At 73.3% G+C, this 23904-nt stretch carries 19 protein-coding genes; 3 read left to right on the top strand and 16 right to left on the bottom strand.

The genetic code is table 11. From position 1 onward, the window contains the following. Nucleotide 1 precedes the first annotated feature (1 nt). The 6 genes from ACZ4VK_RS16395 to ACZ4VK_RS16370 form a co-directional block, all read right to left on the bottom strand. Nucleotides 2–394, bottom strand: a complete 393-nt coding sequence (locus ACZ4VK_RS16395) for a hypothetical protein (RefSeq protein WP_468352713.1) — start codon at nucleotides 392–394, stop codon at nucleotides 2–4. Further along, entirely contained in the window at nucleotides 387–2132 is a 1746-nt protein-coding gene (locus ACZ4VK_RS16390; RefSeq protein ID WP_468352711.1) for a hypothetical protein, read from the bottom strand. The genes ACZ4VK_RS16395 and ACZ4VK_RS16390 overlap by 8 nt, the downstream gene beginning before the upstream one ends. Before the next feature lie 281 nt (nucleotides 2133–2413). Then, nucleotides 2414–3403: a malate dehydrogenase gene (locus ACZ4VK_RS16385; protein WP_468352709.1), complete on the bottom strand. Its 990-nt coding sequence runs from the start codon at nucleotides 3401–3403 to the stop codon at nucleotides 2414–2416. 221 nt (nucleotides 3404–3624) lie between these two features. Then, nucleotides 3625–4623 (bottom strand): helix-turn-helix domain-containing protein, encoded by a 999-nt coding sequence (locus tag ACZ4VK_RS16380; RefSeq protein WP_468352707.1) that lies wholly within the window; start codon nucleotides 4621–4623, stop codon nucleotides 3625–3627. Between the two features lie 241 nt (nucleotides 4624–4864). Next, nucleotides 4865–5482 (bottom strand): DUF3017 domain-containing protein, encoded by a 618-nt coding sequence (locus ACZ4VK_RS16375; RefSeq protein ID WP_468352705.1) that lies wholly within the window; start codon nucleotides 5480–5482, stop codon nucleotides 4865–4867. Then, entirely contained in the window at nucleotides 5424–6284 is an 861-nt protein-coding gene (locus tag ACZ4VK_RS16370) for a bifunctional methylenetetrahydrofolate dehydrogenase/methenyltetrahydrofolate cyclohydrolase (protein WP_468352703.1), read from the bottom strand. The genes ACZ4VK_RS16375 and ACZ4VK_RS16370 overlap by 59 nt, the downstream gene beginning before the upstream one ends. Before the next feature lie 250 nt (nucleotides 6285–6534). Between ACZ4VK_RS16370 and ACZ4VK_RS16365 the strand changes: the two genes are divergently transcribed. Further along, nucleotides 6535–7134, top strand: coding sequence for a hypothetical protein (locus tag ACZ4VK_RS16365; RefSeq protein WP_468352701.1), 600 nt, complete (start codon nucleotides 6535–6537; stop codon nucleotides 7132–7134). Between the two features lie 85 nt (nucleotides 7135–7219). Here the strand turns inward: ACZ4VK_RS16365 and ACZ4VK_RS16360 are convergent, their stop codons facing one another. The 3 genes from ACZ4VK_RS16360 to purN all read right to left on the bottom strand — a co-directional run bounded on the left by ACZ4VK_RS16360 (nucleotide 7220) and on the right by purN (nucleotide 11052). Beyond that, on the bottom strand, nucleotides 7220–8674 hold the full coding sequence (locus tag ACZ4VK_RS16360) for a DUF2079 domain-containing protein (protein WP_468353293.1): 1455 nt from the start codon (nucleotides 8672–8674) through the stop codon (nucleotides 7220–7222). A 211-nt stretch (nucleotides 8675–8885) separates the two neighbouring features. Further along, a complete protein-coding gene (gene purH / locus ACZ4VK_RS16355; protein ID WP_468352699.1) occupies nucleotides 8886–10451 on the bottom strand; it encodes a bifunctional phosphoribosylaminoimidazolecarboxamide formyltransferase/IMP cyclohydrolase in 1566 nt (521 codons plus the stop codon). Continuing rightward, nucleotides 10426–11052 carry a phosphoribosylglycinamide formyltransferase gene (gene purN, locus ACZ4VK_RS16350; RefSeq protein ID WP_468352697.1) on the bottom strand — a complete coding sequence of 209 codons (627 nt, stop codon included), beginning with the start codon at nucleotides 11050–11052 and terminating at the stop codon, nucleotides 10426–10428. Before purN ends, purH begins: the two co-directional genes overlap by 26 nt. A 298-nt stretch (nucleotides 11053–11350) precedes the next feature. Between purN and ACZ4VK_RS16345 the strand changes: the two genes are divergently transcribed. Beyond that, entirely contained in the window at nucleotides 11351–12097 is a 747-nt protein-coding gene (locus tag ACZ4VK_RS16345) for a hypothetical protein (RefSeq protein ID WP_468352695.1), read from the top strand. Nucleotides 12098–12295: 198 nt separating this feature from the next. Here ACZ4VK_RS16345 and ACZ4VK_RS16340 read toward each other — a convergent pair whose 3' ends face one another. After that, nucleotides 12296–14311, bottom strand: coding sequence for a cell division protein PerM (locus ACZ4VK_RS16340; RefSeq protein ID WP_468352693.1), 2016 nt, complete (start codon nucleotides 14309–14311; stop codon nucleotides 12296–12298). 119 nt (nucleotides 14312–14430) lie between these two features. On the opposite strand from ACZ4VK_RS16340, the gene ACZ4VK_RS16335 reads away from it, so the two are divergent. Continuing rightward, nucleotides 14431–15810 (top strand): sigma factor-like helix-turn-helix DNA-binding protein, encoded by a 1380-nt coding sequence (locus ACZ4VK_RS16335; RefSeq protein ID WP_468352691.1) that lies wholly within the window; start codon nucleotides 14431–14433, stop codon nucleotides 15808–15810. Between the two features lie 153 nt (nucleotides 15811–15963). Here the strand turns inward: ACZ4VK_RS16335 and sucD are convergent, their stop codons facing one another. From sucD to ACZ4VK_RS16305, 6 genes are all read right to left on the bottom strand, one after another. Beyond that, nucleotides 15964–16848, bottom strand: a complete 885-nt coding sequence (gene sucD, locus ACZ4VK_RS16330; protein WP_015035673.1) for a succinate--CoA ligase subunit alpha — start codon at nucleotides 16846–16848, stop codon at nucleotides 15964–15966. A gap of 19 nt (nucleotides 16849–16867) precedes the next feature. Beyond that, the gene (gene sucC / locus ACZ4VK_RS16325; RefSeq protein WP_389680812.1) at nucleotides 16868–18046 is read right to left on the bottom strand and encodes an ADP-forming succinate--CoA ligase subunit beta; all 1179 of its coding nucleotides are present in this window, start codon (nucleotides 18044–18046) and stop codon (nucleotides 16868–16870) included. A gap of 421 nt (nucleotides 18047–18467) precedes the next feature. Next, nucleotides 18468–19727, bottom strand: coding sequence for a vWA domain-containing protein (locus ACZ4VK_RS16320; RefSeq protein ID WP_468352688.1), 1260 nt, complete (start codon nucleotides 19725–19727; stop codon nucleotides 18468–18470). Then, nucleotides 19724–22015, bottom strand: coding sequence for a DUF5682 family protein (locus tag ACZ4VK_RS16315; RefSeq protein WP_468352686.1), 2292 nt, complete (start codon nucleotides 22013–22015; stop codon nucleotides 19724–19726). Before ACZ4VK_RS16315 ends, ACZ4VK_RS16320 begins: the two co-directional genes overlap by 4 nt. After that, a complete protein-coding gene (locus tag ACZ4VK_RS16310) occupies nucleotides 22012–23169 on the bottom strand; it encodes an ATP-binding protein (protein WP_468352684.1) in 1158 nt (385 codons plus the stop codon). The genes ACZ4VK_RS16315 and ACZ4VK_RS16310 overlap by 4 nt, the downstream gene beginning before the upstream one ends. A gap of 205 nt (nucleotides 23170–23374) precedes the next feature. Next, nucleotides 23375–23788: a hypothetical protein gene (locus ACZ4VK_RS16305; protein ID WP_468352682.1), complete on the bottom strand. Its 414-nt coding sequence runs from the start codon at nucleotides 23786–23788 to the stop codon at nucleotides 23375–23377. Between the last annotated feature and the right edge of the window lie 116 nt (nucleotides 23789–23904).

The raw sequence follows: 23904 nt of genomic DNA, 5'->3' as shown, positions 1-23904 counted from the left end.
CTCACCCTCCGAGCAGCGTGCCGACGGCCTGTCCGACGGCCACTCCCGAGGCGAGGATCCCGGTGACCGCGCCGGCGTCCGTGAGGGCGCGGCGCAGCCTGGTCAGCCGCCCCGCGTCGGCCCGGCCCGTGCCCTCGATCTCGTCCTCGGCGTCGGAGAGTTCGGCGTCGAGGGCCGCCGTCTGCTCGGAGGGGACGATGCCGCCGAGGTCGGCGCGGAGCCGGCGGATGGCCTGGAGCAGCGCCTCCTGCTCCGGGTCGCGGTCCGGCTGGGTGCCGTTCACCGTGTGGGTGACGGTGTTGTGGTCGCCGATGGTGACGCTGCCCCCGGTGTTGGTGACGTGAATGCCGCCAGGAGCGCGGTTGTCAGGGGTGCCGTTCCCGGTCTCAGCCACGGTTGCCTCCGGTCGTCGCGGTGGTGAAGCTCTTGCTGGTGACGGTGTTGTGGTTGCCGAGGGTGACGTTGCCCTTGGTGTTCTCGATGAACGTGCCGCCCTCGGCGACGTGCACGATCTTCTGCTCGAACTCGGCGGTCTCGTAGCCCGCTTCGCGGAGTGCGACGGTCACGCCGTTCGCGACCCGGTCCTGGACGCTCTTCAGATAGCGGCTGATGTCCATCTCCTGGAAGAGCGAGGCCTCGTCGTCGGAGCCGAGCTCGCGGACGGAGACCTCGGGCCCCTCGGGGAGCGCGTTGGCGTGTCCCGCGGTGAGCAGCCGCCAGCCGTGGCCGAGCGCGCGCCCGACCGTGACCAGGGCCTGCCCGGCCGAGCGCGGGGTCTGGCCCAGGGCCCAGACCGCCTTGCCGAAGTGGTGGTTGTGCCGGTAGCGGTGGGCGATCCGGTCGGCGTACCGGAAGAGCGGCTTCACCGGCCGGAGCACGTGCGGCGCCACCTCCAGCATCAGCATCCCGCCCTGGGTGTGGACGCGGACGAAGACGGTGGTGACGATCTCCTCGCCCCAGCCGCCGACCCGGACGCGCAGGAAGTGGCGACGGCTCTCGCCGCCCTCCTCGACGGCGCCCGAGCGGTGGGCCTCGAAGCCCTCGGGGCTGTACGGGGCGGCCTCGCGGGACGGCAGTCCGTCGACGGGCAGGAAGACGACCTCGTCGATCTCGAGCTCGCGCAGCCGGTCCCGTACCGCCGCCTGGATCCGCGGGGAGCCGTGCGGCGAGGGGACGCGCAGCGCCTCCACGAGCGGGACGACGTGCCGCATGACGGCGCTGTTGTCGAGCGGTTCGGGCGTCGCCCCCTCCAGGTTCTCGCGGGGGCGCAGTTCGACGGAGAGCGACCAGGGCTCGTACGGCTCGCCGGCTCCGCAGAACGGGTCGTCGGCGCCGTACATGACGATCCGCGCGTGCTGTTCGGTACGGATCCGGTCGCGCAGGCGGCGGGACCGGGCGCCCTCGGTCCGCTCGGCCGGGTCGGACGCCTGGTCGGGGAAGCGGTCCCGGGACAGCTCCTGGGTGAGCGCGCGGGCGAACTGGCCGCGCTGGGCGGCCACCGCCCAGGCCACGAGGAGCGGCACCGCGACGGTGATCCACACCTCCAGCGGGCCGATGCCCCACATCTCCTGGGCGGTGAGGCTCACCGCGAGGTCGAGGACCTCGCCCGTCTCGGAGACCTCGCCGAGGAGTCCCCCGCCGGAGTCCTCGTCGCCGAGGGCGAGGAAGAGGAGGAGCAGGGCGGACTGGAGGAGCATGAACCGCCCGTACCAGCGCAGGACGAAGGCGGGGACGAGACGGTACGCGGGGGCGGTGGCCGACCGGCCGCGCACCCAGCGGGCGACGCCGAGGACCAGGAAGGGCGCGATGAGAAGGGCGATGAGGCCCTTGGTCAGCGGGATCGCGATGATCCAGAGGGCCAGGATCCCGGCGGCCCAGCCGAGTTCGACGCGGCGGGCGCGCAGCGCGTGGGCGAGGACGCGGCTCGCGTCGTAGCCGAGGGAGGGGGCGGCGAAGCGCTCCTCGTGGACGTACAGCTGGTCGATGACCGCGTCACGGAAGCCGTCGTCGAGGTACGTGCCGGCACAGAGCAGCCGGGTCGCCTCGCTGGAGGCGGGTAACCGGCGCGGGTCGACGGCCGGTGGCGCCTGGGGCGGCCGGCCTGGCTGCTGCGGTACGGACGACTGCGTCAAGGCTCCCCCGATGGTGTGTGACCGCCGGTTCCGACAGCCCGTTCGGCTGCGAACCGGTGGGTCAGCATAGGGGAGTTCGGGGTTCCTGTCGGCAGGAAAAACGGCGCCCCCGGGACGTACGGTCGGTCGTACGTCCCGGGGGCGCCGAGAGTGTGGAGCCGGACTCACGTGATTCCGGCTCGGGCGAGCCGGGTTCAGGTGAGGTCGGCTCGGGCGAGCCGGACTCGGACGATCCGGCTCGGTGAGCCGGGATCAGGCGGGCCGGCTCAGGCGGGCCGGGCTCAGATGAGGCCGAGCTCGCGGACCGCGTCGCGCTCCTCGGCGAGCTCCGCCACGGAGGCGTCGATGCGGGTGCGGGAGAAGTCGTTGATCTCCAGGCCCTGGACGATCTCGTACTTTCCGTCCGTGCAGGTGACGGGGAAGGAGGAGATGAGGCCCTCGGGGACGCCGTAGGAGCCGTCCGACGGGATGCCCATGGAGGTCCAGTCGCCGGCGGCGGTGCCGTTGACCCAGGTGTGGACGTGGTCGATGGCGGCGTTCGCGGCGGAGGCGGCGGAGGACGCGCCACGGGCCTCGATGATCGCGGCGCCGCGCTTGGCGACGGTCGGGATGAAGGTGTCGGCCAGCCACGCCTCGTCGTTGACGACCTCGGCGGCGTTCTTGCCGGCGATCTCCGCGTGGAAGATGTCCGGGTACTGGGTCGCCGAGTGGTTGCCCCAGATGGTGAGGCGCTTGATGTCCTCGACGGAGGCGCCGGTCTTGGCGGCCAGCTGCGAGAGCGCGCGGTTGTGGTCCAGGCGGGTCATCGCGGTGAAGCGCTCGGCCGGCACGTCCGGGGCGGCGGCCTGGGCGATCAGGGCGTTGGTGTTCGCCGGGTTGCCGACGACGAGGACCTTGATGTCGTCCGCGGCGTGGTCGTTGATGGCCTTGCCCTGCGGCTTGAAGATGCCGCCGTTGGCGGCGAGCAGGTCGCCGCGCTCCATGCCCTTGGTACGCGGGCGGGCGCCGACGAGCAGCGCGACGTTGGCACCCTCGAAGCCCTGGTTCGGGTCGTCGAAGATGTCGATGCCCTTGAGCAGCGGGAACGCGCAGTCGTCGAGCTCCATGGCGGTGCCCTCGGCGGCCTTCACGCCCTGCGGGATCTCGAGGAGGCGCAGCTTGACCGGCACGTCCGCGCCGAGCAGGTGGCCGGAGGCGATGCGGAAGAGCAGCGCGTAGCCGATCTGGCCGGCCGCGCCGGTCACGGTGACATTCACGGGAGTGCGGGTCATGGCGATCTCCGTAAGACAGCTGGCGGTGGGGGTCCCTGCCCCTGGTGCGGGATAGCTCTCTTGATCGATCGGTGTCTCGACATGAAGAGATATCCAGCGGTCAGGCTATCCGACCCGGGCCCCCCTGAATCCCCGACCCCTTGTGGTCCGGCTCACTGCCGCCCGTCCGCGCGCCCCCGGCCACCCCTCCGGCGGAGGGCGCGTGGACCTCTGCCGGTCCGTCACCGGCCCGTGGTGCAGCCCTCGCGGCCGTCCGCGAGCGTGCCGCACGCGCGTGCGTCGGCGCCGGAACCTACGGCGACCATCGGCGTGTACGCATCGGTCTCGACCCTCGTGGTGTCGGCGCCCGGGGCGACGGTGGCGCGCCGCTCGGTGCCGCCGGCCTCGACGGTCACGGTGTCCCCGGGGGCGGCCCCGGTGAGCCGGGCCCAGGCCGCCGCGCAGGTCGCGCTGTAGCGGACCTCGACCTGGGCGGTGCCCACGCGCGCGCGTGCGACGGTGGTGGCGCGGGGCCCGCCGCACCCCATGGCCTCCGGGTCCTGGCCGGCACAGTCGGCCCCCACGCACATCACCCCGGCGGGGAGGGTGGCGGGCCGCGTGACGGGCGGGGCGGTCGTGGGGGTGGGGGCGGCCACGGGTTCGCCCTCACCGTCGGAGCCGCCCAGATCGACGAGGAGCAGGGCGGCGGTGACGACGAGCAGGGCGCCGACGATCCCGGCGGCGTAGAGCAGCACGGCCCGGCGGCGGGGGGCGGGGGGACGGGGGTGGGGCGCGGCCGTGTCCGAGGCCTGCGTACGGGGTTCGGGGTCGGCCGCCTCCGGAGTCGGCCCCGGGAACGGCGCGTCGAGGCGCCGGATCTGCAGGGTCCGGTCGCCCCCGCCACTGCCCGCACCCGCGTCACCATCCCCGTCCCCGTCCCCGGCAACGGCGAAGGCCCCGGCAACCGCCGTCGAGCGTGTCCACGCACGTTCCGCGCGCTCCCCGTGGGCGGCGAGTTCCGAGGGGTCGGTTCCGGTCACGTCGGCGAGTGCCGCCACGGCGCTCCGGGGCGCGGGCAGACGGGCGTTCAGATAGGTGTCCCAGGCGGACCGTTCGTGGCCGGTGCGCTCGGCGACGGCCGTGACGCCGAGGCCGCTGCGGTCGATAAGCCGGCGGAGCCGTTCCGTGAACGCGCGGACCTCCGGGTCGAGTTCGTCCGGCAGCGCCTTCCAGCCAGGCATGTGCGGTCCCCCTTGTCCCGTGCTCCCTCGACTCCCTCGACTTCCGAAGGATGGCAGGTCCGGGGGTGATACGTGCCCCGGATGCGCAGCCCAGGTAGCGGAATGGTCACTTCCGTGCCACAGCGCGCCGTCGGGCCTTGAACCGCCTTGGCACGTACATGACCCTTGATCACGACGGCGCCCGCCCTCCCACGGGGGAGAGGGCGGGCGCCGTCGCTCACACGATCCGGTCGAGGCCGGTCTAGGTCACCGTCAGATGGAGGATGTCCTCCAGGAACGGGATCTTCAGCCAGGGCGACGGCTGCACCATGAGCGCGAGCAGCACGATCAGGCCACCCATCACCCCGTACGTGATCATGTCGGTGAAGCGGGACCGTACGGCCAGCATGCCCACGGAGGGCAGCACCCGGCGCATCACGGCCCCCACGAGGAGCGCGGATCCGATCAGGATCGCCCCGACCCTGAAGGCCTGCGGGAACGGGTCCGTCCCCACGATCAGCAGACCGAGCCCGGCGAGACCGAGCACGGTGAGCAGCGGCCACTGACGGGCGGGCGCGGAGGCGTCGCCGGGGGCCGCACGGCCGCCGCCCTCGGGACGGGCCGTATCGGTCGTGAGGCGGGGCGGCGGCCTCCGCGGCCCACCACCGGTGGCTGCGGAGGCGGTGACGGCGGGACCGACAGAGGCGGAGGCGGGGGCGGAGGCGGAGGCCTCGGGCTCCGTGGTGTCCGCCCCGGCCGTCCCGGCCGTCCCATCCACCCCGTCCGGGTTCCCGGATGTCGCCGGGGTCCCGGAGGTCACGTCAGAGCGCCGCGGCCGCGCGCTCCGCGGCCTCGACGACGTTGACGAGGAGCTGCGCACGGGTCATCGGTCCGACACCGCCGGGGTTCGGGGAGATCCAGCCGGCCACCTCGGCGACGTCCGGGTGGACGTCTCCGAGGATCTTGCCCTCGGCGTTGCGCGAGACGCCGACGTCGAGGACGGCCGCGCCCGGCTTCACGTCCTCGGGCTTGATCAGGTGCGGCACGCCGGCCGCGGCGACGATGATGTCGGCGTTCCTCAGGTGCGCGGAGAGGTCGCGGGTGCCGGTGTGGCACTGGGTCACGGTCGCGTTCTCGGAGCGGCGGGTGAGGATGAGCGGCATCGGGCGGCCGATGGTGACGCCGCGTCCGACGACCACGACCTCGGCGCCGTTGATCTCGACGCCGTGCGCGCGGAGCAGGGTGATGACACCGTTCGGCGTGCAGGGCAGCGGCGCGGGCTCGTTGAGGACGAGCCGGCCGAGGTTGGTCGGGTGCAGCCCGTCCGCGTCCTTGGCCGGGTCCATCAGCTCCAGGATGCGGTTCTCGTCGATGCCCTTGGGCAGCGGGAGCTGGACGATGTAACCCGTGCAGGCCGGGTCCTCGTTGAGCTCCCGTACGACCGCCTCGATGTCCTCCTGGGTGGCGGTGGCGGGCAGCGTGCGCTGGATCGAGGCGAGGCCGACCTGCGCGCAGTCCCGGTGCTTTCCGGCCACGTACTTCTGGCTGGCCGGGTCGTCGCCGACCAGGACGGTGCCGAGTCCCGGTGTGACGCCCTTCTCCTTGAGGGCCGCCACACGGACGGTCAGATCGGACTTGATCGCGGCTGCGGTGGCCTTGCCATCGAGAATCTGGGCGCTCATGGAGACATCCTCCCGGATGACCCCCGCCTTGTTCCAATTCGCTCGTTCCGAGGCACCGGCCGTGCGGAGCGACAGGTTGCACTTGCACAACTCCGACAGGTGCCGACTGGACAAGAAGTCGACGGTGCGACGACGATGATCGGCGAAGTACCGCGGAAAGTGCCGGGGGGAATCCGCTCACATGCCGTGAAGAGTCCTCCGCGCGGGCCGCGTCGTCCCCGCACAGAGAGATTCACGGAGGAATCCCGCGATGAGCTTCGGTGACCCGAACAACCCCTACGGCCAGCCGCAGGGCCAGGGCCAGCAGCCCGGTTACGGCTACCCGCAGCAGGCCCCCCAGGGCGTGCCCCCGCAGCAGGGCGGCTACGGCTACCCGGCCGCGCCGCCGGTCTCCCCATACGGCGGCGGTGGCTACCCCGGCGCGGTCATGGAGATGCCGGGCGGGGTGAAGGCCGCGCGCGTGATGATGTGGATCAGCGGCGCGTTCAACCTCATCGGCGGTATCGCCCTGATCGGCATGTCCTTCGCGATCGACAGCGAGCTGAACAAGTCCGGCGTCTCGTCCTCCGACGCCGACGCCTTCGCCGACCTCGGCCAGGGCATCCTGATCGGCGCCGGTATCTTCTCGCTGATCTTCGCCGTCGTCGGCATGGTGCTGGCCGCCAAGTTCCGCTCCGGCGGCAACGGCGTCCGGATCGGCACCATCGTCTACGCCTCGATCAGCGTGCTGTTCAGCCTCTTCTCGCTGCCCCTCGGCATCGTGGGCCTCACCCTCGGCGTCCTGGTCATCGTCTTCGTGGCGAAGGCGGACGGCTCGGCCTGGTTCAACCGCAACAAGCAGCAGTACTGAGCCTCGAACGGCAGGGGGCCCGGTTCCGTACGGAACCGGGCCCCCTGCCGTTCGTCCGGCGACACACACCTGCCTGAGCCCGGCGTCACACCCTCTTCAGGACCGCGAAGCCGTCCGAGCGGTACGTGATCTCGTACCGAGCCTCCGGATGCAGTTGCGAAGCCAGCTGCACCGGGTCCGAGACCTGCTGCGACCAGCCGCGCAGGTCGTAGGCGAGGTAGTCCGGGGTGGCGCCCTTCGACGTGCCCACCCAGTAGACCCGGTGGTCCGCCGTGAGGTGCGCGAGGAGCGAGACGTCCGCCTCCACGCTCGCGCCCTCCGGCACCGCGGCGACCGCCGCCCGCGCCTGCTCGGTCCGGGTGTCCGTCCGGTACGTCTCCGGCTTCAGGAGCTCCCGCAGCGGCAGGTTCGCGGCGAGGACGAGCGCGACCGCCGTGGCGACCGGGACGACGACCTTCCCGTACGAGACGAGCCACGCGCGCGGGGAGGTCCGCACCGAGCGGACGCCGTCCACCAGGGCCAGGAAGACCACCGGCATCAGGATCGCGCTGTAGTGCCAGTGCATGCCCCAGTGGTTGGCGTCCTGGGAGAGGAAGCGCCAGCCGAGGGTGGGCAGGACGAGCAGGACCAGCGGGGAGCGCAGCGCGAGGAAACCGGTGATCGCGAGGAGGAAGAGCACCATCTCCCAGCGTTCGCCGGAGGCGAGGGCGTCGCCGACGACCTGACCGAAGGAGGTGTCGGCGCCCTCCCCGGTCTTCTCGATCTTGGACCAGTAGTCGTACTCACCGACCCGGCTCGCCGCCGGGATGAGGACGAGGACCGTCAGGGCGAAGGCCGCCGCGCCGAAGCCGGCCAGGGCCGCGCCGAGCCGCTTCTGCCCCTTCAGGAAGAGGACGACGCCGACCATGGACACGGTGAGGCCCATGTCCTCCTTGACCAGGACGAGCGGCGCGGACCAGGCGACGGCCGCGGTCCAGCGCCCCAGGAGCAGGGCGCGGCAGGTCAGGGCGAGCAGCGGGACGGCGAAGGCGATCTCGTGGAAGTCGGACTTGACGGCTTCCTGGAGTCCCCAGGAGAGCCCGTACGCGAGGGCGAGCCCGATGCCGGCGGCCCGGCTGCCGAGGACCTGCTGGGTGGTGCGGCCCACGATGACGGCGCCGGAGGCGAAGAGCGCGGCCTGGGCGAAGAGCAGGGCGACCGGCGAGGGCCAGAGCCAGTAGAGCGGCGCGAGCAGCGCGGTGACGGGGCTGAAGTGGTCGCCGAGTATGTGGAAGCCGGGGCCCTTGATGTCGGCCACCGGGGCCCGGAACTCGGCGTACGCCCGGACGGACTGCCCGAAGATGCCGAGGTCCCACGAGGGCGTGCGGAAGTGCGTGTACTGCACCCAGGAGTAGAGGAAGTACAGGCCGCACAGGACGACCGCGAGGATCAGATAGGGGCGGAGCGGAGCGGGCGCGAGGCCGTCCGGGGACTCGGTGCCGGCGGCGCCCGGAGAGCCGGTGGCGGCCTCCTCGGCGGACCTGTTCTGTACGTCCAACACCACGCCCCCACTACCAGTGGTCGACAAAAGAGCAACCCATTAGACCAGAGTCCACCCGATCGGGCGGAGACGTCGCCACCGGCTTGCCGGCGGGCCGTCCGTGGCACGGCAGCGGGGCGGCTCGCCGGTACCCGCGAGGTACCGGCGGGCCGCCCCGCTGTCCGTACGACTCAGTGAGTCCGTGTCACGTCAGTGGAAGGGCTGGCGCGTCTCAGTGGAAGAAGTGACGCGTCCCCGTGAAGTACATCGTCACGCCGGCCTTCTTCGCGGCCTCGACGACCAGCTCGTCCCGCATCGAGCCGCCGGGCTGCACGACCGCCTTCACGCCGGCCGCCGTGAGGATCTCCAGGCCGTCGGGGAAGGGGAAGAAGGCGTCGGATGCGGCGTAGGCGCCGGCCGCCCGCTCCTCGCCCGCGCGCTCGACGGCGAGCTTCGCGGAGTCGACGCGGTTGACCTGGCCCATGCCGACGCCGACCGAGGCGCCGTCCTTGGAGAGCAGGATCGCGTTGGACTTGACCGCGCGGCAGGCCTTCCACGCGAAGGCGAGCTCGGCGAGCTCCTCGGCGGAGAGGGCCTCGCCGGTCGCCAGGGTCCAGTTCGCCGGGTCGTCGCCCTCGGCCTGGAGGCGGTCGGTGACCTGGAGCAGCGCGCCGCCGTCGATCGGCTTGACCTCGACCGGGTTGGCGGGGGCGCCGTCGGCGCGGAGCACGCGGATGTTCTTCTTCTTGGCGAGGATCTCGACCGCGCCGTCCTCGTAGCCGGGGGCCACGATGACCTCGGTGAAGATCTCGGCGACCTGCTCGGCCATCGCGACCGACACCGGGCGGTTGACGGCGATGACACCGCCGAACGCGGACAACGGGTCGCAGGCGTGGGCCTTGCGGTGGGCCTCGGCGACGTCGGCGCCGATCGCGATGCCGCACGGGTTGGCGTGCTTGATGATCGCGACGCAGGGCTCGGTGTGGTCGTACGCGGCCCGGCGCGCGGCGTCGGTGTCCGTGTAGTTGTTGTACGACATCTCCTTGCCGTGCAGCTGCTCGGCCTCGGCGAGGCCGCCCGTGCCGTCGACGTAGAGCGCGGCACCCTGGTGCGGGTTCTCGCCGTAGCGCAGCACGTTGTTCCGCTCGTACGTGGCGCCCAGGAACTCGGGGAGGCCCGAGTCGTCGAAGGCGGCGTAGTCGGCTGCGAACCAGGAGGCGACGGCCACGTCGTACGCGGCGGTGTGCTGGAAGGCCCGGGAGGCGAACAGCTGACGCACGCCCAGCGTGGTCCCGCCCTCCTTGACCGCCTGGAGGACCGCGGCGTACGCCCCCGGGTCCGTGACGACCAGCACCGACGGGTGGTTCTTGGCGGCGGCGCGGACCATCGACGGGCCGCCGATGTCGATCTGCTCGACGCACTCGTCCGGGGTGGCGCCGGAGGCGACCGTCTCGCGGAACGGGTAGAGGTTCACGACGACCAGGTCGAAGGGCTCCACGCCGAGCTCGGCGAGCTGCTCGCGGTGCGACTCCAGGCGCAGGTCGGCGAGGATGCCGGCGTGCACGCGCGGGTGGAGCGTCTTGACGCGGCCGTCCAGGCACTCGGGGAAGCCGGTGAGCTCCTCGACCTTGGTGACCGGCACCCCGGCCGCGGCGATCTTCCCGGCCGTGGAGCCGGTGGAGACGAGCTCGACACCGGCCTCGTGCAGACCGCGGGCCAGCTCTTCGAGCCCCGTCTTGTCGTAGACGCTGACCAGCGCGCGGCGGATGGGCTTAACGGTGTCCGTGTTCACCGACATGAACCTTTCGTCCCTCAATGCGGTAGCCGTGCCGGGCGAGACGCCCCACGACGTCGACGAGCAGCGAGCGCTCGACTTCCTTGATGCGCTCGTGCAGAGCGGCTTCATCGTCCTCGTCCCGCACCTCGACCACGCCCTGGGCGATGATCGGGCCGGTGTCGACACCGTCGTCGACGAAGTGGACGGTGCACCCGGTGACCTTCGCGCCGTAGGCGAGGGCGTCACGCACCCCGTGGGCACCGGGAAAACTGGGCAGCAGGGCCGGGTGGGTGTTGACGACCCGGCCGTCGAAGCGGGCGAGGAACTCCTTGCCGACGATCTTCATGAAGCCGGCCGAGACGACGAGGTCCGGCTCGTACGCGGCGGTGGCCTCGGTCAGCGCCCGGTCCCACTCCTCGCGGGTGGCGTGGTCCTTGACGCGGCAGACGAAGGTGGGCAGCCCGGCGCGCTCGGCGCGCTCCAGACCGGCGATGCCGTCGCGGTCGGCGCCCACCGCGACGATCTCCGCGCCGTACTCGGGGTCCGCGGCGATCCCGTCGAGGAGGGCCTGCAGATTGGTACCGGAACCGGAGACCAGGACGACGAGGCGGGCGGCAGCCACTGGGTCACTCTTTCCGTGGTGTTTGTGCGGTCGTACGAACGAATCGTGCCGCTCGATACGGGGAACCCTACGAATGGCTCGACCGTCAGCAACGATACCGGCACACGGGACGGCCCCCACGGGACGGGGGCGGAGCAGGGCGGTAGCGTCAGGGTCCGACGCCGACGCACACCCCGGCCGACACCGGTCGGACACCCGGACGGCGTAGCGGACGAGCAGCACGCAGCAGCAGACGAGACAGCAGCGGAGACCACGGGTGCGGCCGTGGTCGAGACGACAGAGGGAAGACGTTCAGCAGATGCCGGAACGCCAGTCCACGGACGACAACAACCCGTTCGCACCGCCGCCCGAAGGCCGGCCGGATCAGCCGTGGCAGCCACGGCGGCCGGAGGGCACGGACGGCGACGCGTCCGGGGCCCCGGACTCCTCGGGGCCGTCCGACGGCCGCTGGAGCCCGCGCCAGCCGGGCCCCTCGAACGACGGCTTCGGCCGGGGGCCCGAGCGCCAGGGCGGCGGCCGGGGCGGCCCTGAGGGCGGCCCCGGGCAGGGCGGCAACGGGCGCCAGGGGCTCCGCTGGGACCCGAAGGACCCGGCGCAGCGGCGCGCGCGGTACGCGATCCTCGCCGGCATGTGGGCCTTCTTCTTCGCCATCTTCGAGATCCCGGAACTGGCGCTGCTCCTCGGCGCCCTCGGCCTCTACTGGGCGATCAGCTCCCTGCGGACCAAGCCGAAGCCGGCGGCGGATCTGTCGCCGACATCACAGCCGGCTTCCCCGACGGCGTCTCAGCCCTCGGGACAGCCGACGGGCCGGCCCTCCGGACAGGGCGCCACGGCGGTCCCGCTCCGCTCGATGCGCACGGCCGCGATCAGCGGTCTGGTCGCGGCGAGCGTGGCCCTGATGATCGTCGCGGTGGGCTTCACGATGCAGCTCGTCTACAGCGACTTCTACGAGTGCCGCGACGACGCCCTCACCCACGCGGGCCAACTGGCCTGCAACGACCTCCTGCCGAAGCCGCTCCGCGCGGGCTTCGGGGTCCGCGAGTAGCGGGCCCGGACACGCTCCTGAACGGCCGCGCCGCATAGGGCGCGGCCGTTCGGCGTATGCGGGGGTGGGCGGATCGGGCAGGGCCTTTGGCCGCCGTCGGCCGGGTGCGGCTGTTCGGTGCGGGGCGGGTGGGCCAGACCGGCCGCGGCCGGGGCGGCGCTTCGGGCGCGGCCGTTCCGTGTGTGCCGGACGGGCAGGTCAGGCAGGGCCTTGGCCGTCGGCCGGGGGTGGCGGCGGGGAGGGTTCCCAGGCCGCCGGGAGGTAGTCGTACGGCTCGAAGGCGGAGTCGCCGTACGGGTCGTCGTCGAGACCGAGCTCGGAACCGGACCGGGCGGCGGGACCCGACGGGGACCGGCCGGGCCCGGGAGCGGCGCCCGGCCAGGACCCGGCGAAGGGTGAGGGGCCGGGAGGGGACGGGGGTACGGCACCGAAGCCGGGCCAGGCGCGAGGGCTGGAGTCGGGGCGGGGGCCGGGGCCGGGGGCGGAGTCGGGGCCCGGGCTGGAGCCGGAGCCGCCGGAGGCCGGGCCGAGGCCGGATCCCGTGTCGAGGCCGAGGCCGGATCCCGGGCCGAAACCGGAGCCCGGGTCGAGATTCGAGTCCGGGTCGAGGCCGAGGCCAGAGCCCCCGCCGAGGCCGGAACCCGGGCCGGGACTCGCGCCCGGGCTGGAGCCGGAGCCCCCGCCGAGGCCGGAACCCGGGCCCGCGCCCGGGGTCGAGAGGTCGGACGCCTGCCCGGAGCCCGTGGCCCGCCCTGGCCGGAAGACGCCGACGAGGCGGCCGGAAAGGCGGCCGAGCCTGGAGGCGGCCGCACCGAGAGCGGACTCCGAACCCTGCGCGGCGGGGAGCCCGGTCTCCGGGCCGTTCGCGGCCGCCACCGCACCCGCTGCTGCCGCACCGGCCCCCGCCAACGGCACCGGCGGGGCCTTCGGGCGGAGCGCGCGGCGGCCCCAGGCCCGTACTCCCCAGGCCGACGCACCCTCTGCCGCACCGGCCCCCGCCGACGGCACCGGCAGGGACTTCGGGCGGAGTGCGCGGCGGCCCCAGGCCCGTACTCCCCAGGCCACCGGGACGCCCAGACAGGCACCCCACAGGACCGTCGCCGCGCCCGTCTGCCACCACACGGGTCCGAACGCCGACAGGCGGTCGGCGCCCAGCGGGCCGCCCGCCGCGCCCGTGAGGACCGCGACGGCCACCCCGCACCCCCAAGCCGCGCCCAGCGCCGTGAGCGTCGTGTCGCGGACCGTCCAGGTCCGCGCCGAGCGACCCACCCGGTGGCCCTGAACCACGGCCGCGGCCAGGGGGGCCGCCACCGCCGCCCAGTGGACCCAGGTCCCGCGCCCCTCGGCCGGCAGCGCGGCGAGCAGCGGGAAGGGCGGCACGGCCGGGTCGCCGACGAGACCGAGCGGGGTCGCGAGCGCGCCCGTACCGAGGGCGAAGCCAGGCCCGAGGCCGTACGCGGCCCCCCACACGGCCATGTTCGGCAGCAGCGCGAGGACGAGCAGCAGGACCGCCACCCGCCCCGACCACTCCCCCGCGAGACCCGCGTACGCGGCCTGCGCCTCGCGCGCGTGCCAGGCCAGCGACACCGCCGCGGCCACCGCTCCGCCGCCAAGCAGCGTCACGAGCCCGAGCACCGCCGCGCGCAGGGCGGCGGCCGCCTGGCGCTGACCGGGCAGCGGACGGCCGAGGGCCGTCCAGACCCCGGCGCCCGCCGCGCCGACGGCGACGGCGGGCAGCCAGAACCCGGCGGTGATCAGGTCGGCGGGCAGCGGGCCGCTCGCGCTGTAGACCACGACCCCGGCGGCGACAAGCAGATATCCCCCGGCCACGGCGGCGACGGCGGCGCTCGCGGAGAGCCGCGGCCGGTCCGTGGCATCCCCCGGGTCGAGGGTGTCGCGGGCGGCCCGGTGGACGAGCCAGACCGGCAGGGCGGCCAGGAGCAGCGGCACGATGCCGAGGGGCGCGGGCAGGCCGGACAGCGTGTCCGTACGGACCAGGTCCACGCCGTGGGCGAGCAGCCAGAGCCCCGCCGCGAGGTGGAGGGCGCCGCCGGGGCCGCTGTCGGGGTACGGGGAGCTGATCCAGGCGGCGACCACCAGGACGGCGAGGGCGCCGAGACCGAGTCCGGCGGCGACCCCGCCACGGACACAGGCGGTGGCGAGCAAGGCGGAACGGCCGCCCTGGACCAGCGGGTACTCGGTCACATGGGTCACGGGGTCATGCTGCCAACGACACGCGCTCCCACCGCGTAACAGGCAAACCTCCGTTGTGTCGCTCAATATACGTTTATGTACTTTTCCGCCCAGAGCAGCTCTGCGGGAGGTCGACACCGATGAGCCGGAGCACAGCGGATTCCGCACCCTCCGTCACCCTGCCGACCCCGAAGGAGCGGCGCAGGTTGCGTGAGGCCCTCGCGCTGAGCGAGGAGCAGGTCGCCGAGGCCATGGGCGTCACGAAGGCCACGGTCAGGTCGTGGGAGACCGGGCGCTCGGCGCCACGGGGCCGCAAGCGCGAGGCGTACGCGAAGCTGCTCGGCTCGTACGAGCCGGACGGCGCCGCTCGCTCACCCGAACGGCCGGACCGCCCCGCGCCCTCACCCGAACGGCCGGACCGCCCCGCGCCCTCACCCGAACAGCCGGACGGCGCCGCGCCCTCAGCCGAACAGCCGACCGGGTTCACGCCACCGAGGCCAGGGGCCCACACCCACGCCCAGCCGAAGCGGGAGGGGCCCGCCTCCACCTCCGCCAACGTCCGGCCCAAGGCCGCCGCCAAGCGGGCCGCCAAGCCGCCACGAGTCCTCTCCCCCTCCCCGGCCGTCGCCCCGGGCCCCGCGCGCAAGGGCACGCCCAAGCCTCAGGAGCGCCTGAAACCGGTGAGGGCGGAGGCGCCGGCGACTCCGCCCGCCGTACCGGAACTCACCCCGGAGGAGGCCTTCGACGCGCTCTACACGCACGCCGCGCCCGGTCTCGTCCACCAGACGTACCTGCTGACCGGCCGCCGGCGGCTCTCCCGCGAGGCCGTCGAATACGCCTTCCACCACGCCTGGCAGCACTGGCCCGAGGTCGCCGTCGACGCGGACCCGGTGGGCTGGGTGCGGGCCACGGCGTACGAGTACGCCCTGTCCCCCTGGCACCGGCTGCGGCGGGCGCACAAGCACCCCGACGCCCCGCCGACCGAGGCGAACCGCAGGGCGCTGCTCACGGCGCTCCTCGAACTGCCGCCGCCGTACCGCCGTACCGTCCTGCTCTACGACGGGCTCGGCCTCGACCTGCCGGAGACGGCGGCCGAGACCGAGGCGAGCACCCCCGCCGCCGCCCATCGGCTGCTGCACGCCCGCACGGTCCTCGGACAGCGGATCCCCGAGCTCGCCGAGCCGGAGGCGCTGCACCGGCGGCTGGGCGCGCTCGTCACGGAGGCGCCGACGGCGACCCTCCCGGCGGCCCGCGCGGTCCGTACGGGCAGCGAGCGGCTCGCCCGTACGTGGACGCGCGCGGTGCTCGGGGTGACGGCGGTCCTCATCGGCGTGACGGGCTTCACGGCGGTGACCGCCCCGACCCGGTACATCCCGGTGAACGCCCCCGGCGAGACCGTCAACGGAGTGCCGGTGCGCGGCGGCCCCGAGAAGCTCCTCCCCGAGGACCTGGAACTCCGCGACCGCCTCCGCTCCGAGCCGAACCCGGGCCCCGAACGGCTGATCCCGGCGGCCGAATAGGCCCGCGCCATGCCCGGCGTACGCGAGGGGCCGTCCCGCCGTACGCGAGGTGGCCAGCAAGTACGTGAGAGGGCCCCGCTCCCACCCGGTCTCCCGGGAGGGGCGGGGCCCTCTCACGTACTGCCTGTCAGGCTGCTGTGCGTGTCAGCCCGTTCAGCCCGCGAGGATGGCGCGCGCCAGCTTGGCCGTCTCGGTCGGCGTCTTGCCGACCTTGACGCCCGCGGCCTCGAGGGCCTCCTTCTTCGCCTGGGCGGTGCCGGAGGAGCCGGAGACGATGGCGCCGGCGTGGCCCATGGTCTTGCCCTCGGGCGCGGTGAAGCCCGCGACGTAGCCGACGACCGGCTTGGTGACGTTGGCCTTGATGAAGTCGGCCGCACGCTCCTCGGCGTCGCCGCCGATCTCACCGATCATGACGATCAGGTCCGTGTCGGGGTCCGCCTCGAACGCCGCGAGGGCGTCGATGTGCGTGGTGCCGATGACCGGGTCGCCACCGATGCCGACGGCCGACGAGAAGCCGATGTCACGGAGCTCGTACATCATCTGGTACGTCAGCGTGCCGGACTTCGAGACCAGGCCGATGCGGCCCGGCTTCGTGATGTCGCCCGGGATGATGCCGGCGTTGGACTGGCCCGGGGTGATGAGACCGGGGCAGTTCGGGCCGATGATGCGGGTCTTGTTGCCCTTCGCCTGCGCGTACGCCCAGAAGGCGGCGGAGTCGTGGACGGCGATGCCCTCGGTGATGACGACGGCCAGCGGGATCTCGGCGTCGATCGCCTCGACCACGGCGGCCTTCGCGAAGGCCGGCGGGACGAAGAGGACCGAGACGTTGGCGCCGGTCTCCTTCATCGCCTCGGCGACGGAGCCGAAGACCGGGACCTCGGTGCCGTCGAAGTCGACGGTCGTGCCGGCCTTGCGCGGGTTCACGCCACCGACGATGTTGGTGCCGTCGCCCAGCATGAGCTTGGTGTGCTTCATGCCCGTGGCACCGGTCATGCCCTGGACGATGACCTTGCTGTCCTTGGTCAGGAAGATAGCCATGGTGTTCTGACCTCGTCCCTTACTTCGCAGCCGCGAGCTCGGCGGCCTTGTCGGCCGCGCCGTCCATGGTGTCCACGCGCTGCACGAGCGGGTGGTTCGCGTCCGACAGGATCTTGCGACCCAGCTCCGCGTTGTTGCCGTCGAGGCGCACGACCAGCGGCTTGGTGACCTCTTCGCCCTTGGAGGCGAGGAGCTCCAGGGCCTGGACGATGCCGTTGGCGACCTCGTCACAGGCGGTGATGCCACCGAAGACGTTGACGAACACGGACTTGACGTCCGGGTCGCCCAGGATGATCTCCAGGCCGTTCGCCATGACCTCGGCGGAGGCGCCGCCGCCGATGTCGAGGAAGTTGGCCGGCTTCACGCCGCCGTGGTTCTCACCGGCGTACGCGACGACGTCCAGGGTCGACATGACCAGACCGGCACCGTTACCGATGATGCCGACCTCGCCCTCGAGCTTGACGTAGTTGAGGTTCTTGGCCTTGGCGGCAGCCTCGAGCGGGTTGGCTGCGGCCTTGTCCTCGAGCGCCTCGTGCTCGGGCTGACGGAAGTCGGCGTTCTCGTCGAGAGACACCTTTCCGTCGAGCGCCAGGATGTCGCCGGAGGCGACCTTGGCCAGCGGGTTGACCTCGACGAGGAGCGCGTCCTCGGCGACGAAGGTCTTCCACAGGGTCACGAGGACCTCGGCGACCTTCTCGGCCACCTCGGCCGGGAACTGCGCCAGGGCCACGATCTCGCGGGCCTTCTCGATGTCGACACCGGTGTTGGAGTCGACGGGCACCTTCGCGAGCTTCTCGGGGGTCGTCGCGGCGACCTCCTCGATGTCCATGCCACCGGCGACGGACGCCATGGCGAGGAAGGTGCGGTTGGTGCGGTCGAGGAGGTACGAGACGTAGTACTCCTCGAGGATTTCCGGAGCGGTCTCCGCGATCATCACCTTGTGGACCGTGTGGCCCTTGATGTCCATCCCGAGGATGTCCGTCGCGCGGGCGACGGCCTCGTCGGGGGTGGCGGCCAGCTTGACGCCGCCGGCCTTGCCTCGGCCACCGACCTTCACCTGCGCCTTGACGACCGACTTGCCGCCAAGACGCTCGGTGGCCTCGCGCGCCGCCTCAGGCGTGTCGATGACTTCACCGGCCAGCACCGGTACACCGTGCTTGGCGAAGAGGTCCCTCGCCTGGTACTCGAACAGGTCCACGCGCGTCCGTCCCTTTTCTGATGATCGCGGTTCGTTGTCTGCGTGGGCGTGCCGCGAAGGGCAACGTGACTGCTCTGTCACAAGGGAGGCGTTCACGGTGTCCGTGGACGCGGCATGTCCGTCTCGCAGGTTATCGCCGAGGGACGTGGGTCCCTAAATCGCAGATCACAACAGAGCGGTGATACGGGTCACAGATCGTAGGGGCCGGGAGGCGGTCCGTAGGGGGCGAAGGGTGGGGACGTGCGGTGTTCGCCGTAGGCGGGGCTTGGCCTTCCGGCCCCTCACGACGCGCCGGGAAAGTGAGTGAGGGGCATTCCAGCGCCGGTGTGATATGGGCCTCAGTGGGGTCGCGGACACCCGTGCGAGTGGTCCCGCGACGACGGATTCCGCACCTTCGGCGCCGGCCGCGCGCGGCGGGGCGTCAGTCGGCGGGTATCGGCAGGGGGCGCTTCTCCAGGGCGGCCGCCATGACCTCGGGGAACAGGTCCGGGGTGCAGGCGAAGGCCGGAACCCCGATCGCGGCGAGCGCCGCCGCGTGGTCGCGGTCATAGGCCGGGGCGCCCTCGTCGGAGAGGGCGAGCAGCGTGACGAACTGGACGCCCGAGGCCTTCATCGCCGCGACCCGCTTCAGCATCTCGTCACGGATCCCCCCTTCGTAGAGGTCGCTGATGAGGACGACGACGGTGTCGGCCGGACGGGTGATCCTCGACTGGCAGTGGGCGAGGGCGCGGTTGATGTCGGTGCCGCCGCCGAGCTGGGTGCCGAACAGGACGTCGACGGGGTCGTCGACCCGGTCGGTGAGGTCCACGACGGCCGTGTCGAAGACGACGAGCCGGGTGGCGATGGACCGCATGGAGGCGAGCACCGCACCGAAGACGGAGGCGTGGACGACGGAGGCCGCCATGGAGCCGGACTGGTCGACGCAGAGCACCACCTCCTTCCGTATCCCCCGAGAGGCGCGCCCGTGGCCGATGAGCCGCTCGGGGACGACCGTGCGGTGCTCGGGCAGGTAGTTCTTGAGGTTGGCGCGGATGGTGCGGTCCCAGTCGATGTCCCGGTGGCGGGGCCGGCTGATCCGGGCGGAGCGGTCGAGGGCTCCGGTGAGCGTGGCGCGGGTGCGGGCGGCGAGGCGCTTCTCCAGGTCGTCGACGACCTTGCGGACGACGGCCCGCGCCGTCTCCCTCGTCGTCTCGGGCATGGCCTTGTGGAGGGAGAGCAGGGTGCCGACCAGATGGACGTCCGGCTCGACGGCCTCCAGCATCTCCGGCTCCAGGAGGAGGGTGGCGAGGCCGAGGCGGTCGATCGCGTCGCGCTGCATGACCTGGACGACGGAGCTGGGGAAGTACGTCCGGATGTCGCCGAGCCAGCGGACGACGGAGGGCGCCGAGGCGCCGAGCCCGGCCGTACGGTCCCGGCCGGTGCGATCGCCCTGGCCCTTGCGCCCGTAGAGCGCGGCGAGGGCTCCGTCCATGGCGGCGTCGGTGCCGGTGAGCGCCCGGCCGGTGCCGTCGGCGTCGCCGCCGCCCAGAACGAGCCGCCAGCGGCGCAGCCGCTCGTCGTTCCCGTCGCTGATGTCGGGGCCGGCGACCGCTTCGGTGCCGGTGATCACGCTGGTGCTGGTGTTGATGCCGGTGGCGGGGTTGATGCCGGTGCTGGTGTCGATGCCGGTGGCGGTGCTCATGCCATGACCTCCGTGCCGAGGACGAGGTGGAGGAGGGGCAGCACGGCGTCCGCCCGGTCCCGGTCGGGCGTGGCGGCGAAGCCGGGGACCCCTGCCGCGGCGTGCCCCGGGCCCCGGGTCCCCGGGCCGCGGGCTACCAGCTCGCCGAGGGCGCGGCGTACACCCGGCTCGTACGCGGAGAAGGTGCGGCGCAGCAGCGGCAGCACATCGGTGAACGCCTCGGCCGGAACGCTCGTGAGCCAGGCGTCGACCAGGCCGAGGAGCCGCTCGTCGTGGACGAGGAGCAGTCCGCCGCCGGAGGCCCCGCCGACGAAGCCGTCGATCCAGGCGGCGGCGTCGGGCGGCGGGGTGCCGGGCGAGAGGGCGCGGCTCATGAGCAGGGCGGCCTCTCCGTCGGCGATCCGGCCCTCGTCGAGGAGGAGCCGGGCCGCGCGGCCTCTGAGGACGCCCGGGATCCGGTCGCGGTCGGCGAGCCGGCGCAGGACGCCCGCCCAGCGCTCGGTGAGGCCGTCCGCTCCCGGCAGCAGGCCGACGGCCTGGTGGACCTCGTCGATCCGCTCGCGCATGGCGGTGGCCGCGTCGGTGTCGAGCCCGGCGCAGGTGGGCGGGAGGCCGACGCAGATCCGCTCGGCGAGGCCGGCGGCGACCTCGGTGAGGGCCGCCGTGCCGGTGCCCCGCACGTCGCCGTAGCGCAGGGAGCGGGCGAGGGCGGGAAGGGCCTGGGCGAGGTGGGCGACGTCGGTGTCGAGCGCCGCCCGGTCGGCGAGCGCCCGCATCACGGCGGGGAGCGCGTCGGCGAGCCCGGCGAGGAGGCACTGCTCGGCGAGGGCGGTGATGTCGCCGAGGGAGGTCGCCGACGCGGCCCGGGAGCGGGCCCTCGCGGTGGCGGCGGCCTCGACGGTGGTGCCCCACACGCCGGCCTCGGCGACCTGGACGTGCTGCTCGGGTTCCCAGCGCAGCCGCCAGGTCTCCCGGAAGGTGCCGGTGCCGGCGCGTCCGGTGGCCGGTTCGCCCCAGTGGACGCCGAGGAGCCGCAGCCGGTGCAGCAGCCTGCTCCGGTCGCCGTCCATCTCCTTGCGGAGGTCGAGTTCGAGGTCGCGTTCGGTGGCCTCGGGCTTGAGGCGCAGGGTGCGCCGGCGGCGGGCCAGGTCCCGCTGGAGGGGTACGGCGGGGGCGTCGGCCGGGACCTCGCCGAGGACGTCGCCGACGACGAGGCGGTCCCTGACGAGGTCGAGCGGCACGTCGGAGCCCTCGCACAGGACGGCGCGGACGGCGTCGGTCGTCTCGTCGAGGCCGGGGTGTGGCCGGCCGCGCAGACCGGCGAGGGTCTCGGCGAGCCGGACGGCCTCGATGACATGGGCGGAGGAGACGGGATGGTCCTCGGCCCTGAGAAGTCCGGCGACCTTGGTCATCCAGCGCTCGACGGGCCGGTCGGGGGCGGCGAAGAGGTGCGCGTACCAGCCGGGCGAGTCGATCCCGGCGCCGTACCCCGAGCGGCGGGCGAGCCTGCGGTGGGTCCAGGGGACCCAGGTCATCTCGGTCTTGACCTTGGGCAGGCCCTTGAGCAGGGCCCGGTCGGCGGCGACGGTGGTCCTGCGGGTGAGGGCGGGGACGTGCCAGGCGCCGCAGACGACGGCGACGGCGTCGCCGAACTCCTTGCGGGCGGCGCGCAGCTGGATCCGCATGTGGGCCTCGCGGACGAGGTCGCGGGGGTGTCCGCCGTGCCCGTACGCCTCGCGGAGGGCGCCCATGGCCTCGGCGAGGGCCTCGAACGGTGCGGTGGGGTCGCCGTCGCCGCGCAGTTCGACGACGTCCTCCCACCAGCGCTCGGCGTCCCCGGGTCCGGTGGCTCCCGCCGCGCCGGCGAGTTCGGCGACCGGGTCGATCCGCGGGCCGCCTCCGGCGACCTCGTCCTCGCTGTCGTCCCAGGTGGGGTCGGAGGCGGCGAGGGTGTGTGCGGCGGGCAGGTCGATGAACCGGACGGCGGCGCCCCTGTCGAGGGCCCAGCGGATCGCGACCCACTCGGGTGAGAACGCGGCCATCGGCCAGAACGCGGCCCGCCCGGGGTCGTCCACGGCGTGGGCGAGCAGGGCGACCGGCGGCCGCATGTCGGGGTCGCCGGCGAGCGTGACGAGGGCGTCGGCCTCGGCGGGACCCTCGATGAGGACCGCGGCGGGCTGCTCCGCCTCCAGGGCGGCCCGCACTCCACGCGCCGACCCGGGCCCGTGGTGCCGCACCCCGAGGAGGAGCGGCCCGCCGGCGGCCCGGGCCGTGGTCGGGGGCGTCATACGCTCACCTCGCGGCAGGCGCGGTAGAAGTCCTTCCAGCCGTCCCGCTCTCTGACCACCGTCTCCAGGTACTCCTGCCAGACGACCCGGTCGGCCGCCGGGTCCCGGACGACCGCGCCGAGGATGCCGGCCGCGATGTCGGAGGGGCGCAGGACGCCGTCGCCGAAGTGGGCGGCGAGGGCGAGGCCGCCCGTGACGACGGAGATGGCCTCGGCGGTGGAGAGCGTCCCCGAGGGGGACTTGATCCTCGTCCGTCCGTCGGCGGTGACCCCGTCGCGCAGCTCACGGAAGACGGTGACGACTCGTCGGATCTCGTCGACGCCTTCGGGGACGGCCGGGAGTTCCAGGGAGCGCCCCAGCTGCTCGACGCGGCGGGCGACGATGTCGACCTCCGCCTCGGGGGTCGCGGGCAGGGGCAGGACCACCGTGTTGAAGCGGCGGCGCAGTGCGCTGGAGAGTTCGTTGACGCCGCGGTCGCGGTCGTTGGCCGTGGCGATCAGGTTGAAGCCGGGGACGGCCTGCACCTCCTCGCCCAGTTCGGGAACGGGGAGGGTCTTCTCGGACAGGATCGTGATGAGCGTGTCCTGGACGTCCGCGGGGATGCGGGTGAGCTCTTCCACGCGGGCGGTCAGGCCCTGTGCCATCGCCCGCATCACGGGGCTGGGCACGAGGGCGTCCCGGCTGGGGCCGTGGGCGAGGAGCCGGGCGTAGTTCCAGCCGTACCTGACGGCTTCCTCGGGCGTGCCGGCGGTGCCCTGGACGAGGAGGGTGGAGTCGCCGCTGACGGCTGCGGCGAGGTGCTCGGAGACCCAGGTCTTGGCGGTGCCGGGCACGCCGAGGAGGAGCAGCGCCCGGTCGGTGGCGAGGGTGGTGACGGCGACTTCGACGATGCGGCGCGGTCCCACGTACTTGGGGGTGATCACCGTCCCGTCGGGGAGGGTGCCGCCGAGGAGGTAGGTGGCGACGGCCCACGGCGAGAGGCGCCAGCGGGCGGGGCGGGGCCGGTCGTCGGCCGCACGGAGTGCGGCGAGTTCGTCGGCGAAGGCGTGCTCCGCGTGCGGCCGCAGGACCTCGGTCGCAGGCTGCGGCGGCGCCTGTCCGGTGTCCGTCTCGACACCGGAACCGGGCTGCGCGATGGTTTCGGGCACGGGCATGGATCCCCCTCCAGATCGTTCGACCTGCTGTGAGATCCACCGTGCACCATGCCACTGACAATCGGATGTCTCCGCTGGTCAGGGGTGGTTGGAGGGGTGAGGGAGGGTCAGCTCACCCGGGTGTGGCCAGGGGTGTGGCCGGGGGCCTGCGCGGCCACGGGAGCGGACGGGGCCGGCTCCGCGTGGCCACGCGAGCGGACGGGTCTCAGCCCACGACCGGGGAGACGGCGACGCAGCCGCCGGCCATCGCCTGCTCGGCCTTGGCCTCCTTGATGACCTTGCCCTGGTAGATCACCTTGCAGGTGAGGTCGGCGGGGGTGAGGGAGACCGGCATGACGGCCGGCGGCATGATTCCCCTGAGCTTCACCGTCTTCTTCCACGGGGTGGTCGGCTTCTTCTCCGACTCGACCTTCGGTTCCATCGCGGTGCCGTCACCGGCGTGGTAGTCGATGGACTCGATGCCCGTGCCCGAGACCTCGTACGTGACTTCGTAGGACTCGGTCACCGACTTATCGACCTGGTCGACGGCCTTCTCTGCGGCCTCCGAGCAGGCGCCGAGGCCGAGGGCGAGGCCGGCGACGGCGAGGGCCGAGACGGCGGTGCGGACGGTGCGCTTCATGGGGTTCCCCCTGGACGCGTTGCGGATCGACTGGTCCGGGCAGGGAATCGTAAAGGGAGGGTAAAGTCAAATTGCCTCCTGGTCGGGCCTCGTGCCCGAACTCCCAGGCCAACGGC

The sequence above is a fragment of the Streptomyces sp. NPDC028711 genome (genome assembly GCF_055565415.1).
Note: the sequence above shows the minus strand (reverse complement) of the source record. Positions and strands in the feature narration are given on the sequence as shown.

What these genes read in the sequence shown, in the direction of transcription:
- ACZ4VK_RS16385 (WP_468352709.1), bottom strand. Translation starts at nt 3,403, where the DNA reads ATGACCCGCACTCCCGTGAATGTCACCGTGACCGGCGCGGCCGGCCAG.
- ACZ4VK_RS16305 (WP_468352682.1), bottom strand. Translation starts at nt 23,788, where the DNA reads ATGAAGCGCACCGTCCGCACCGCCGTCTCGGCCCTCGCCGTCGCCGGC.
- ACZ4VK_RS16335 (WP_468352691.1), top strand. Translation starts at nt 14,431, where the DNA reads ATGAGCCGGAGCACAGCGGATTCCGCACCCTCCGTCACCCTGCCGACC.
- ACZ4VK_RS16380 (WP_468352707.1), bottom strand. Translation starts at nt 4,623, where the DNA reads ATGCCTGGCTGGAAGGCGCTGCCGGACGAACTCGACCCGGAGGTCCGC.
- ACZ4VK_RS16315 (WP_468352686.1), bottom strand. Translation starts at nt 22,015, where the DNA reads ATGACGCCCCCGACCACGGCCCGGGCCGCCGGCGGGCCGCTCCTCCTC.
- ACZ4VK_RS16365 (WP_468352701.1), top strand. Translation starts at nt 6,535, where the DNA reads ATGAGCTTCGGTGACCCGAACAACCCCTACGGCCAGCCGCAGGGCCAG.
- ACZ4VK_RS16320 (WP_468352688.1), bottom strand. Translation starts at nt 19,727, where the DNA reads ATGAGCACCGCCACCGGCATCGACACCAGCACCGGCATCAACCCCGCC.
- ACZ4VK_RS16345 (WP_468352695.1), top strand. Translation starts at nt 11,351, where the DNA reads ATGCCGGAACGCCAGTCCACGGACGACAACAACCCGTTCGCACCGCCG.
- purH (WP_468352699.1), bottom strand. Translation starts at nt 10,451, where the DNA reads ATGTCGGTGAACACGGACACCGTTAAGCCCATCCGCCGCGCGCTGGTC.
- ACZ4VK_RS16370 (WP_468352703.1), bottom strand. Translation starts at nt 6,284, where the DNA reads ATGAGCGCCCAGATTCTCGATGGCAAGGCCACCGCAGCCGCGATCAAG.
- sucD (WP_015035673.1), bottom strand. Translation starts at nt 16,848, where the DNA reads ATGGCTATCTTCCTGACCAAGGACAGCAAGGTCATCGTCCAGGGCATG.
- ACZ4VK_RS16310 (WP_468352684.1), bottom strand. Translation starts at nt 23,169, where the DNA reads ATGCCCGTGCCCGAAACCATCGCGCAGCCCGGTTCCGGTGTCGAGACG.